The sequence below is a fragment of the Shewanella hanedai genome (assembly GCF_007197645.1).
Lineage (GTDB): Bacteria > Pseudomonadota > Gammaproteobacteria > Enterobacterales > Shewanellaceae > Shewanella > Shewanella hanedai.
Window position 1 is genome coordinate 61300 of the sequence record NZ_VKGK01000006.1, and the last position, 12280, is coordinate 73579.

10 protein-coding genes, 3 tRNA genes and 1 pseudogene are annotated in these 12280 nt (G+C 40.5%); 6 read left to right on the plus strand and 8 right to left on the minus strand.

From position 1 onward, the window contains the following. Positions 1–23: 23 nt before the first annotated feature. The 3 genes and pseudogenes from etrA (at position 24) to ttcA (ending at position 2972) form a co-directional block, all read left to right on the plus strand. Entirely contained in the window at positions 24–773 is a 750-nt protein-coding gene (gene etrA, locus FN961_RS06875) for an electron transport transcriptional regulator EtrA (RefSeq protein ID WP_143563816.1), read from the plus strand. A gap of 237 nt (positions 774–1010) precedes the next feature. Then, positions 1011–1942 (plus strand): annotated as a pseudogene (uspE, locus tag FN961_RS06880) (universal stress protein UspE). 70 nt (positions 1943–2012) lie between these two features. Beyond that, positions 2013–2972 carry a tRNA 2-thiocytidine(32) synthetase TtcA gene (ttcA, locus tag FN961_RS06885; protein ID WP_143563817.1) on the plus strand — a complete coding sequence of 320 codons (960 nt, stop codon included), beginning with the start codon at positions 2013–2015 and terminating at the stop codon, positions 2970–2972. A gap of 71 nt (positions 2973–3043) precedes the next feature. Here the strand turns inward: ttcA and FN961_RS06890 are convergent, their stop codons facing one another. After that, complete coding sequence (locus tag FN961_RS06890; RefSeq protein WP_143563818.1) at positions 3044–3670, minus strand: DUF2987 domain-containing protein; 627 nt, start codon at positions 3668–3670, stop codon at positions 3044–3046. Then, positions 3648–4475 (minus strand): glucosaminidase domain-containing protein, encoded by an 828-nt coding sequence (locus tag FN961_RS06895; RefSeq protein ID WP_143563819.1) that lies wholly within the window; start codon positions 4473–4475, stop codon positions 3648–3650. The genes FN961_RS06890 and FN961_RS06895 overlap by 23 nt, the downstream gene beginning before the upstream one ends. 136 nt (positions 4476–4611) lie before the next feature. On the opposite strand from FN961_RS06895, the gene yvcK reads away from it, so the two are divergent. After that, complete coding sequence (gene yvcK / locus FN961_RS06900; RefSeq protein WP_143563820.1) at positions 4612–5511, plus strand: uridine diphosphate-N-acetylglucosamine-binding protein YvcK; 900 nt, start codon at positions 4612–4614, stop codon at positions 5509–5511. Between the two features lie 68 nt (positions 5512–5579). Here the strand turns inward: yvcK and FN961_RS06905 are convergent, their stop codons facing one another. From FN961_RS06905 to FN961_RS06930, 5 genes are all read right to left on the minus strand, one after another. Beyond that, positions 5580–6773 carry an amino acid aminotransferase gene (locus FN961_RS06905; protein WP_143563821.1) on the minus strand — a complete coding sequence of 398 codons (1194 nt, stop codon included), beginning with the start codon at positions 6771–6773 and terminating at the stop codon, positions 5580–5582. Positions 6774–7382: 609 nt separating this feature from the next. Then, a tRNA-Leu gene (locus FN961_RS06915) sits at positions 7383–7468 on the minus strand. 84 nt (positions 7469–7552) lie between these two features. Next, positions 7553–7626 (minus strand) — tRNA-Cys (locus FN961_RS06920). A gap of 112 nt (positions 7627–7738) precedes the next feature. Beyond that, a tRNA-Gly gene (locus tag FN961_RS06925) sits at positions 7739–7814 on the minus strand. Positions 7815–8090: 276 nt separating this feature from the next. Further along, complete coding sequence (locus FN961_RS06930; protein ID WP_143563822.1) at positions 8091–9527, minus strand: glyceraldehyde-3-phosphate dehydrogenase; 1437 nt, start codon at positions 9525–9527, stop codon at positions 8091–8093. A gap of 221 nt (positions 9528–9748) precedes the next feature. Here FN961_RS06930 and FN961_RS06935 point away from each other — a divergent pair, with 221 nt between their 5' ends. Further along, positions 9749–10567, plus strand: coding sequence for a DUF2989 domain-containing protein (locus FN961_RS06935; RefSeq protein ID WP_185972741.1), 819 nt, complete (start codon positions 9749–9751; stop codon positions 10565–10567). Positions 10568–10805: 238 nt separating this feature from the next. After that, a complete protein-coding gene (gene gap / locus FN961_RS06940; RefSeq protein WP_143563824.1) occupies positions 10806–11816 on the plus strand; it encodes a type I glyceraldehyde-3-phosphate dehydrogenase in 1011 nt (336 codons plus the stop codon). A gap of 154 nt (positions 11817–11970) precedes the next feature. On the opposite strand, the gene FN961_RS06945 is transcribed toward gap, so the two are convergent. Further along, positions 11971–12246: a hypothetical protein gene (locus FN961_RS06945; RefSeq protein WP_143563825.1), complete on the minus strand. Its 276-nt coding sequence runs from the start codon at positions 12244–12246 to the stop codon at positions 11971–11973. Positions 12247–12280: the final 34 nt, after the last annotated feature.

Sequence of the window (12280 nt, forward strand, 5' to 3'; positions counted from 1 at the left end):
AATTGAGAAATTTGAGAGAGACTATGACAGACACCAGTAAAAGTCGTCGTTCTGCCGTTCCTGGATGTGCCATTCATTGTCATGATTGCAGCATGGGAACCTTGTGTATTCCGTTTACACTCAATAGTACTGAACTCGACCGTCTTGACGACATTATTGAGAGAAAAAAGCCCATTCAAAAAGGCGAACAGATTTTTAAGTCTGGCGACCCACTTAAGTCTCTATTTGCGATACGCTCAGGTACGATTAAAAGCTTTACCATTACTGAGCAAGGCGATGAGCAGATCACGGGCTTTCATTTAGCTGGTGATGTGATCGGGTTTGATGGTATTCATTCTCAGATGCACCAAAGTTTTGCTCAAGCACTAGAAACCTCAATGATTTGTGAAATTCCTTTCTCAACACTCGATGAACTAAGTGGTTCGATGCCTAAGCTTAGGCAGCAAATAATGCGCCTAATGAGTAATGAGATCCAAAGTGATCAAGAGATGATATTATTATTGAGTAAGAAAAATGCAGAAGAAAGATTAGCTGCATTTATCAGTAATTTAGCGACACGATTCGGCAGTCGAGGCTTCTCACCTAAGGAGTTCAGATTAACAATGACTCGTGGTGATATCGGTAATTATTTAGGCTTGACGGTTGAAACCATTAGCCGGTTACTTGGCCGCTTTCAAAAAGCAGAGTTAATTGAAGTGAAAGGCAAATACATCACAATTATCAATTTCGATGTGCTTAATAAGCTTGCTGGCAACAGTGCTATCGGTCGATAGAAACCATCAATTCGCTCGATTAAAAGCGTCGGTACTGTCAGTACCGACGCTTTTTTTATGCTTTTTGTTTATCTAACCAGACTTTTATCTCATTTTAAATTAATATCAGATAGATAAATAACTTAGCGTATAAAAATGGTATAACGAGTGTTGGTAACGTGCGTTTATTTGATCTAAAACAATGTCTTTTACGCTATGTAGCACATTATTAAAGTACCGAATGAAAAGGGGAAAAATATGAAGGAATATAAAAAGCTATTAGTTGTTGTGGACCCAACCAGTGACTCCCAGCCAGCGCTTGCTAGGGCCGTTGAACTCGCAACCCGAAATCAAGCCAGTATCACAGTATTTCTTTCTATTTTTGATTTTTCCTATGAAATGACCTCAATCTGTCAGGACAAGAGCGCGAAGCGATGAGACAAGGTGTGATTGCCCAACGCCAAGCTTGGATTGATGAATTAGTCGAGCGTTATTCAACTGCTGATATTCAGATTGAAAGTGAAGTCATTTGGCACAACCGCCCTTACGAAAGTATTATTCAACATGTTATTTCCGAAAACTTCGATCTCATCGTTAAAGGCACTCATGAGCATGACAAGCTTAAGTCAGTGATTTTCACGCCAACTGATTGGCATCTGATGCGAAAATCACCTGTTCCTGTTTTGTTAGTAAAAGCCCATGATTGGCCTGTTGCAGGCAAAATTTTATGTGCCGTTAATGTTGGGTCTGAAGACGAGGATCACATTAGCCTTAACAGTAAAATCATTGAATATGGTAAAGACTTGGCAGAGATATTTAATGCCGAAGTCCATCTTGTTAACGGTTATCCTGGTACCCCTGTTAATCTTGCGATTGAACTACCTGACTTTGATGCGCATACATACAGCGAAACAATTCGCATGCAACATGAAGAAAGAGTTAGCGAATTGGCCTTAACCTTAGGGGTTGATGTTGATAACTGTCACGTGAAAGAAGGATTACCTGAAGATGTGATCCCTGATATCGCGAAAAGCTTAGATGCTGAGTTGGTGATCTTAGGTACTGTTGGTCGAACCGGATTTTCAGCTGCTCTGATTGGTAATACCGCTGAGCATGTTATCGACAGTATTAATTGTGATCTACTGGCCATAAAGCCCGACGGTTATAAATCGCCTCTAGACGAGAGTTAGGCATTTTTAACAGCAAGATTTTGATATATACTACGCGCCCACAATTCAAGTGTTATTAGGCGCGTTTTTTATGTCTGTCGATCTATCAACTCAACAAACCTCCCGATTGAAAAAGCTTCATAAAAAGCTTAGAAGCGAAGTCGGTAAAGCTATCTCCGATTACAATATGGTTGAGGAAGGTGATCGGATAATGTGTTGTCTTTCTGGAGGCAAAGATAGTTATGCGATGCTTGATATCTTACTCGACCTACAACAACGTGCGCCGATTAAGTTTGAAATCGTTGCGGTTAACTTAGATCAAAAGCAACCAGGCTTCCCTGAACACATCCTTCCTGCTTATCTAGATACGTTAGGTGTGGCATATCACATCTTAGAGAAAGACACTTACTCTATCGTGAAAGATAAAATACCCGAAGGACAAAAGACCTGCTCTTTATGTTCGCGTTTGCGCCGTGGAACGCTCTATGGCTTCGCGCAGAAGATTGGCGCAACCAAAATAGCCTTAGGTCACCACCGTGATGACATTATCGAGACGCTGTTCTTGAACATGTTTTTCGCTGGTAAACAAAAAGCCATGCCGCCTAAACTGCTCTCTGATGATGGTGCCAATATGGTGATCCGTCCGTTGGCGTACTCTCGTGAAAAAGAGATTGCGGAATATGCGGAGTTAAAATCTTTTCCTATCATTCCATGTAACTTATGCGGCTCTCAGGAAAACTTGAAACGAGCATCAGTCAAAGAGATGCTCAATCAGTGGGATGTTGAACATCCTGGGCGTATCGAGTCTATTTTCACGGCGATGCAGAATACCTCTCCTTCTCAGGGCGTAGACAGAACACAGTTTGATTTTGTGTCATTAACTCGAAATGCTGATGCACCGCTAAAGGGCGAAGTTGCTGAATCTGATCTACCCGCGTTCGATTTTGTCGATGTTTCAAATAATGGTCACATCGACCTTGATGCTGCAAGTCAGACACAACGTATTAAAGCTGAGCACAAAATCGATATCGTCAGTACGTATACTCCGTAACTGATGCACGACTAAAAGCCAGTCATAAAAAAACCAGCAAATGCTGGTTTTTTTGTCTCACTTATAGCGTATTAGCCATTTGTCCATGGGCTCAGAACTTTAGGTTTAACTGATAGCTGCAGTGTCTTCAATTCAGAGATTTGCGCTCGACTCAGTCTAAGCTTACCTGTCACAAACTGTTCAGCGCCATCAATCTTAATGGATACTGTACTGTCAGGTTCAAATTCGAAATTAATGCCTGCGATATCCTCGGTGAAGTAACGCATTGGGAACCCCTGCATTTCACTTAACAGGGCATCCATTTCCGTTTGGATCTGCACAATTTCACTCTGTTGATAATCTTGTTTTGTTTGCTTTGCTCTTACCTGCATTGCAATATTACAATGCTCAATCTCACCTGTAACATCTAAGTTGATTAACGCTCTATCGGATTTCAATCGACCATCATAAGGTAAAAAAATGCGTTGATCTTTGGTTACGGTTAAAGGGAATGACTCTTTTTCTGTTGTTATCGAACCACTATTTATTTGGCATAGTTTTTTGTTCGGTACCGAAAAAGTGAGTTCAACAAGAGGATAATGCCCCTTATTAACCTGTTTTAATCTTTGATAAAACCCCTGATACTCTAATGATATAGGAGTGGCTTGTGCTGATGCACAGACAGCGATTAAACAACTAAACAGAAGGCTTTTCTTCATTATTTCCTACTAAGTACTGCTTGTTATGACGTAACATCTCTAAAAGCTCATCAATATAAGCTTCCTGACGTTCAGAATAGTTCACTAACCCATAGACAAGTTCATCGGCTGTGGGTTCTTTATTTTGTGCTCGCATGTCGGCACGGATAGAGCGTAATAAAGCGTAAGCACCATTTGAATTCAAATTGCGCATATACGAAGCCACCGAGTCTTCAACGGTTTTATACACCGCCACTTCGTGTGACATGCCTGATGTGCGTGACTGAGGGACTAAGCCACAGCCTTTTCTAAAGCACCATTGACCAAAGAAGTTAAGTCCCTCTCTGGCAAATCGTGAACTTCCCCAGCCAGTTTCATTGGCCGCTTGAATAAGCACCATAGATTCTGGAATGATATCCGCCCTTACCAATAACTTTTGCAGTGTTTCAGCGTTAATGGCTCGCGGAGAATACTGGTATTTATTTGAGATCTCTTCGATACGAAAATATTCAGCATCTGTCAGCGTTAAACCGTCATTGATGTGCTGAAGAGATCGCTGTAGAAAAAGGCGTTCATCACTGATGATCCCATTTTGAAGCCTAACCCAAGGACGTAAGTAGTCGAAGAAAGCTTGTTTTTTATCACTCACAAGGGGAATTGATGCAAAATCAGGGATTAAACTTAGGTGTTGTTTATTCTCAATTAACGCGCCTAACTCATGCTCTTTCTTATCTTTCGTTTCTATAAAGTTAAGTTTTACTAAAATAAAAGCGAGTATCACAACACTTAACGATACTGTTAATTTACCAATTCTTCCTGTTTTCATTCGTTTCTCTAGTATGAATTCTCGGTTGAGATTATATGTCAAATGATAGAGATAATAAAACAACAGTTTGGATGGTTATTCTAATGTATAATCACAATTGAAAAATTCTCAGGGTATTCAGGAAGGAAAAACCCGAATGCAATATAATGCGCTAAACAGATTCGATAATGTAGTTGCAATCGGCGGAGGTCATGGATTAGGCAGAGTTTTATCTACACTCTCTTTCCTTGGACCTAAACTCACAGGTATCGTTGCTACAACAGACAATGGTGGTTCTACAGGTAGGCTACGTGAACACCAAGAGTGCATCGCTTGGGGAGATCTTCGTAATTGTTTATCACAGCTAGCCAGTGATCCCTCTATTGGTACTTTATTATTTGAGTATCGCTTTGCGGGTGAAAGTGATTTGTCAGGCCATAATTTAGGAAACTTAATTCTGCTTGCACTGGATCAGCTGTGTGTCAGGCCACTTGAAGCCGTCAATGTGATTCGTCAGTTTCTGAATATTGAAACTCGCGTCATTCCTATGTCAGAAGAACCAACGCACTTAGTGGCCATAGAAGCTTGCGGTAATAAGATATTTGGTGAAACCAATGTCGATGGGATGGTGAGTCACCCTATGGCTTTGTCACTAGAGCCTATGGTGACAGCAACATGTGAGGCCTGTGATGCGGTCCGTGAAGCTGATCTTGTGATCTTAGGCCCAGGTAGTTTCTTAACTAGCATCATGCCTCCCCTTTTGCTACCTAAGTTTGCAGCGGCGTTGGCAGAGTCTCGCGCTGAGGTTATTTTAATCGATAACCTGACTAGAGAGCCCTCCTCTTCTGCTGATTTTTCGCTAGAACAGAGAATAGACTGGTGCCATCAAGTGCTTGGTGTAAAGGTTATTGACAGAGTGTTGAGCCATTCAGATGAAAGTTATCAGACTGGAAACATCGTTTATCGTCCTTTGGTGAGTCAACATCACAAAGGCTTACACGATAAAAGGGCATTAGCTGAGGCGTTGGCCAGTATTGTGTCACCACAAACGAGCTAAGTAATCCCCAAATTTAAAAAAGGACAGCATTGCTGTCCTTTTTGTCATCAATACTTATCACAAGACTGTTAAAGTACGCTAGCTATGGCCTTGCAGATCACTGGCATATTGTTCTTGGTCATACCTGCAACACTAATGCGACCTGAGCCTACAATGTACACACCGTGTTCATCTTTTAGCTTCGCGACCTGTTCTTTAGACAGACCAGAGAAGCTAAACATGCCATTTTGTCTTGAGATAAAGCTGAAATCTTGAGTGACACCTTCTTGCTTTAATGTTTCAACAAACAAGGTGCGCATTTTAGCGATACGTTCACGCATCTCTTTTAGCTCAGCTTCCCATAGGATTTTCAGTTCAGTATCCGCTAAGATTGTGCTGACGATTAATGCACCATGTGCAGGCGGGTTTGAATAATTACCACGAATCGTGCTCTTGACCTGGCTGAATGCCTTTTTCACATCCGCTTCATTCTCTGCAACGATGGTTACTGCGCCAATACGTTCATTGTACAGCCCAAAGTTCTTAGAAAATGAATTGGCGATTAACAGTTCAGGTACCGCATTAGCAAGAATTCTTAAACCGTTTGCATCTTCATCAACTCCATCACCAAAGCCTTGATATGCAAAATCAAAAAGTGGGACTAACTCCTGCTTCAAACAGATATCAGCGACGGTATGCCACTGGGATTCGGTTAAATCGATGCCCGTAGGGTTATGGCAACATCCGTGCAGTAGTACAAGATCGCCAGCTTTTGCTGAACTAAGATCCTCAACCATGGCATCAAAATCTTTATCATGAGTCTCTGCTTTGTAGTAGCGGTACTCTTTGATAGTAAGAGAAGCTGACTGGAATATATTTTTATGGTTAGCCCAAGTTGGATTGCTTACCCAAATTGTTTTAGCCTCGGTATTGCGAACTAAGAACTCAGCGGCAACACGAAGCGAGCCTGTACCACCAGGTGCTTGAGCTGTCAGCGCTCTTTTATTTTTAACCACTTGGTGGTCATCACCAAACAATAGTGCTTGCACTGCACTGTTATAAGCTTGAACACCTTCAATCCCGAGGTAGTTCTTACTTTCTTCGGTTTTAAGAAGTCTCTGTTCAGCTAATTTAACTGACTCTAAGATGGGGGTTAACCCAGCTTCATTTTTATAGATCCCCACGCCGAGGTTTACTTTGTTCGTTCTCGTGTCAGCTTTAAATTCGTCCGTTAGACCTAAAATGGGATCTGCTGGAGCAAGTTCAACCTGGGTAAATATCATGACTGCTTCCTAAAGTATTTGAATGTAGGGGATTTCAGAGCTCTTTATACCATTGCAAGAGGCCCATAGGTAGTGCGTTTTTATACTAGTAGAAAAAATAGTTCTTAACTGGGATTACACTCATTATATTGGGATTTTTTTACATATACAGGATTGGATAAGGGGACTTTTTGAGAATAGTTAAACAGGCATAACGTTAATACCAATTAGTATAAAGATTTGATCGCTCAGCGAGAGTTTAGCGCTCCTGAGTCAAGGTCATTAATTGCTCCTGCATTAATGACATTCACCACATCCATGTGGCTTGCAGCGAGTGAAGAGCATAGTTATTCTATGATCAAGCTCGTTAACACAGCATTAGAACCGCTAAAACTCGCCTGTAAGGAGTGTTTTTGACTGACTACTTCTGTGTTGAATAAACTCATAAGGGAACAACCATTATGTCATTCATTCGCCTTGAATTAGCTTGCCAAAAATCACTCTGAGTAGATCAACTTCTTATACTGATTGGTATAAGAAGTTCTTTCATAAAACTTGAGTGACTTGAAGGATATTTCAACATACAAAAAAGCCCCAACTTTCGTTGAGGCTTTTTTGTCATCTTAATGATGGTACCCGAGGCCGGACTTGAACCGGCACGCTTATTCAGCGAGGGATTTTAAATCCCTTGTGTCTACCGATTCCACCACTCGGGCAAACTCGTTGACTTTGATGATACGTATTATCGGTAGTTAATACTGTATGGTTTAAGTTAAACCAAACTCATCACAATCTAAATCTGGAGGCGCGACCCGGAGTCGAACCGAGATCGGCGGATTTGCAATCCGCAGCATAGCCATTCTGCCATCGCGCCTTGGAGCGACATATCGAGTTCGATACAAATAACCGATATGCTATAACTAGGTATCGCACAATTGATTTAAATAAAGAGTCAACTGAGCTAATGTCGCATACCTTAGTAAAATTGGAGCGACATATCGGGTTCGAACCGATGACCTATACCTTGGCAAGGTATCGCTCTACCAACTGAGCTAATGTCGCGTCTATAAAGTGTATTTAAAGACTTTGCAATCAGTGTTACTTAACAAGCTTTCCCCTGACTGCGGAATGGCATTCTACCGATTTGTACCGTAGAGTCAATCATGAAAAACACTAAAAAAGCAGATTTAATACTGACTGGTGCTAAATTAGCCCGATGAGGGTTTTATTGTACAATCCTGAGCTGATTCAGTGCGTTTGAGCGCTATTTTAATGCAGAAAAGAAAAAGCCTCAGACGTCATTAATAAGTCTGAGGCTTTAAACTGCCTGAAAGCAGATTAACCCAGAGGTAGAGATTGGTAGTTAAGTCCAAGCATTTTCTGCATGACACCTACAACCTGGCAGCTATAACCAAACTCATTGTCATACCAAACATACAAAATAGCACGCTTACCTTCTGCTATCGTTGCTTGAGAGTCCACGACACCAGCATGACGAGAGCCAACTAAATCAGAAGAAACGATCTCAGTAGATTCAGTGAAATCAATTTGATTTCTAAGATCAGAATTAAGTGCCATATTGCGCAAATAATCATTGATATCTTCTTTATTAGTTTCAGCATTCAAATTTAAGTTGATAATAGCCATAGAAACATTGGGAGTTGGAACCCTGATAGCATTACCTGTTAACTTACCTTCTAACACTGGGAGTGCTTTAGCCACAGCTCGCGCAGCGCCGGTTTCAGTGATGACCATATTTAATGGTGCACTTCGACCACGACGATCAGCTTTGTGGTAGTTATCAATCAAATTTTGATCATTGGTGTACGAGTGAATTGTTTCTACGTGTCCATTCTCAATGCCGTACTTATCATTAATTGCTTTAAGTACTGGTGTGATAGCATTTGTAGTACAGCTAGCTGCAGAAATAATCGTGTCAGATTCTAAAATATCTGATTCATTCACTCCATATACAATGTTTTTAATACTGCCTTTTGCAGGAGCTGTTAGCAGTACCTTAGTCACACCCTTAGATTTAAGATGCTGACCAAGACCTTCTTCATCACTCCAAATACCCGTGTTATCAACCACGAGTGCATCACTGATGTCATAGCTTGTGTAATCAATTTCATCAGGTGAATTTGCATAAATAACTTGAATATAAGTGCCGTTTGCAATAATGGCATTATTTTCTTCATCGACTTCAACTGAACCGTTGAATGGGCCGTGAACAGAATCTCTTCTTAGCAAACTTGCACGCTTTTCAAGGTCACCTTTGCGTCCACCACGTAATACAATGGCACGTAGACGCAACTTGTTGCTTACTCCAGTTCTTTCAATTAGCAGGCGAGCAAGAAGACGACCTATTCGACCAAAACCATACAGAACAACGTCTCTTGGCTTTTCGTGGTCATCATGATCAATGGCTGCGGCGAGTTCTTGACTCATATAGGCTTCAATACCGTCAGCGTTGTCATTTTCGCGCCAGTAGTTGATAGCTAACTTACCGATATCTACTTTACATTGTTTAACCGCTAATTTGCTTAGGGCTTCAACAAAAGGAAAGCTTTCACGTAATCTTAGTTTGTAACCAATATGCTTACGTACTAAACGGTGGGATTTAATGATCTCTATGGTAGAAGCATTAAGTAGTGGCTTACCGTATAAAACGACTTCGACACCCTGGTTGCGATATAATTTTCCAAGTAAAGGCTGCATAGCCTCTGCCATTTCGAAACGTTCTTGCCAGCTTTGTAGGTGTTTATCAGCGCTCATTTACAGATCCTTTATCTCTCTTTTCCGGTTTATTTCGCAGAAATGATTGAGTAACAAAAAAAAAAGACCAATACTCTAATTATTAATCGGGTAAATCCCATTATGGTCGGCGCTATTGTAATGAAAAGTGGGCTTTCAAGCCAGTAAGATATCGAATGTAACATTGTAATTTTATTAGCATAAAAACCGTTTTGGAGTCTATTTTGACGCGAAGTGTCGTAATGTTTAAAACATTTTTTACTATTTGGGTATTTTCAGGCCTTTTAGGCTGTGATGGTGCAGTGAATAACAGCACTATTTGTAAAAATAATCCTGAAGTTTGTGCCGATTTACACAAAGATAGTTGGTGTCGATACGAAAAATCCGATCTAATCAAAAATAGATTGCGGTTAAAACATGAACAAACACCCTCAGGTAAGGAACTTTATCTGCATTTAACGTATTTAGAAAAATACAATAAATGCGTTGAACTGGCCTCAGGTGTTAAACACATCCTTCACCCAGAAAGAAGTAATGACAGAGCTCGTGCCTTCGGGTTGAGTGCACAAAGTTTGGCAGAATTACAAGCGAGCACTAAAGACAGTAATGATATCCACCTCGCCTTTTATCACTGGACCCGTTTTAATAATTCAGCTGCACTTGAAAAAGTATTACGTGCGCAAAAGCTAAACCTGATTGATGACATAGATATACTTGCCCGTGTTGCGTCCTATTTCCAAAAGTTTAATCCGTCTAAGGCCAAGACCATCTATTTAGAGGTGTTAAATCGAAGTGAAGCAAGCAATGTTAACCCTGATTGGTTACTCGGCTTAGCGAATACTTATCAAAAAACCAATGAATTTGAATTAACTTACCTCCTTTCAAGGGCAAACATTCTAATGAGCGATCATGATGTTTCGGAAAAGAGTATGTCAGCCCTTGTGAATGGTGATAATGCGGTGCAATCTCGACTTGATGAGCAAGCAGAAGCACTCGTCGATGCTTTAGAATCAGGCAATTACCCATCCAGTAACATCAAGCTTATTTTAGAGAAAAACTAAGCGTTACGCTTAATTCCCCTACCTTATTCGTGTAATAAAGTAGCCTGGCAATAAGTCTGCCAAAAGGGCTAAATTTACTGAATTCTCGCCTCTTTTTGTAAAAAATATGATCTTTGTAAAGAAAATGCCGAATTGTTACCGAAAAACGGCCTAAAAAGCCGATAATACTTGACGGTAGCTGTCAGTTTGGTAATTTTACTACCATAAATTACTTTTACACTTAACTGAGGGATATGAGATGTCTATCCGCGTTGCTATTAACGGTTACGGCCGTATTGGACGAAATGTTTTACGTGCACTTTATGAAAGTGAAAAAGATTACCCGATCCAGATTGTTGCGATTAATGATCTAGGTGATGCCTCTATCAATGCTCATTTAACTAAGTATGATTCTGTTCATGGTCGTTTTAACGCTAAAGTTGAACACGATGAAGAAGCTATCTATGTGAACCAAGATAAAATCCTGACTTTCTCTCAACGTGATCCTTCAAAACTGCCATGGGCTGAGTTGAACGTTGACGTTGTTTTTGAATGTACTGGTATGTTCACGTCTAAAGAATCTGTACAACCGCATTTAGATGCTGGTGCCAAGAAAGTACTTATTTCTGCACCTGGTAAGAATGTTGATGCTACCGTGGTATACGGCGTAAACAACGATGTTATCACCTCTGACATGACTGTTGTTTCAAATGCTTCTTGTACCACTAACTGTTTAGCACCTATTGCTAAGCCGTTAAATGATTCTATTGGTATTGAGTCTGGTCTTATGACTACGATTCACGCATATACCAATGATCAACGTCTTTCAGATGTGTACCATACTGATCTACGTCGTGCTCGTGCTGCTGCAATGTCTATGATCCCGACTCAAACTGGTGCTGCGGCAGCTGTGGGTCTAGTGGTTCCTGAACTTGCTGGTAAATTTGATGGTTTGGCAGTACGTGTTCCTACAGTAAACGTATCACTTGTCGATCTTTCTTTTATCGCTTCACGTGACACCACGGTTGAAGAAGTTAACGCTATCATTCAAAACGCAGCTGCTGTTGCGCCAATGAGCGAAGTGCTTTGTGTTAACGAAGAGCCACTCGTGTCTATCGACTTTAACCACAATCCGTTCTCATCAAACTTTGATGCGACTCAAACGCGTGTTAAAGGTCGTTTAGTGAAAGTAATGTCTTGGTATGATAACGAGTGGGGTTTCAGTAACCGCATGTTAGATAATGCCGTAGCACTAATGACAGCGAAGTAATCTTCAGATTTAGCGTCATTTGTTGCATTAAAAAGCCAACCTTATAGGTTGGCTTTTTATTTTATAATATAAGGTGTTATTAGAATAATTTTTGAAGTTTTACCAGCACTTTAATATCGCTAATCATAATTAGCTTGCTCTATCGATAGAGTATTTAAAAACGCTTTATTCTGACCACTTTCATCACTTCTATTTCAAATCCAGCCACTTTTTCTTGTTCGGCATAATAGGTCATGTTGACTCTATTACCTTTAAGGCATTTGAATTTTTTTGGACGCCTAAACTTAAAAGGCACATCACATCCTTCAATCATCACTGTATGTTGAACCCACTCTTCAACTTCTCTCTGGGTATGAGAAATGATCTTGACCCCTTCTGAATGAACGAGTTTGTTGTGATTAACAAGCATTTTATCGAGATTAGACTTCATTAGTTCCCCCTTTTTAGCAGCTGTTAAGAATAGC

Bases quoted from the DNA above. Each gene is read 5' to 3' on its own strand.
- etrA (WP_143563816.1), top strand. From the start codon at position 24: ATGACAGACACCAGTAAAAGTCGTCGTTCTGCCGTTCCTGGATGTGCC.
- ttcA (WP_143563817.1), top strand. From the start codon at position 2,013: ATGTCTGTCGATCTATCAACTCAACAAACCTCCCGATTGAAAAAGCTT.
- FN961_RS06890 (WP_143563818.1), bottom strand. From the start codon at position 3,670: ATGAAGAAAAGCCTTCTGTTTAGTTGTTTAATCGCTGTCTGTGCATCA.
- FN961_RS06895 (WP_143563819.1), bottom strand. From the start codon at position 4,475: ATGAAAACAGGAAGAATTGGTAAATTAACAGTATCGTTAAGTGTTGTG.
- yvcK (WP_143563820.1), top strand. From the start codon at position 4,612: ATGCAATATAATGCGCTAAACAGATTCGATAATGTAGTTGCAATCGGC.
- FN961_RS06905 (WP_143563821.1), bottom strand. From the start codon at position 6,773: ATGATATTTACCCAGGTTGAACTTGCTCCAGCAGATCCCATTTTAGGT.
- FN961_RS06930 (WP_143563822.1), bottom strand. From the start codon at position 9,527: ATGAGCGCTGATAAACACCTACAAAGCTGGCAAGAACGTTTCGAAATG.
- FN961_RS06935 (WP_185972741.1), top strand. From the start codon at position 9,749: ATGTTTAAAACATTTTTTACTATTTGGGTATTTTCAGGCCTTTTAGGC.
- gap (WP_143563824.1), top strand. From the start codon at position 10,806: ATGTCTATCCGCGTTGCTATTAACGGTTACGGCCGTATTGGACGAAAT.
- FN961_RS06945 (WP_143563825.1), bottom strand. From the start codon at position 12,246: ATGAAGTCTAATCTCGATAAAATGCTTGTTAATCACAACAAACTCGTT.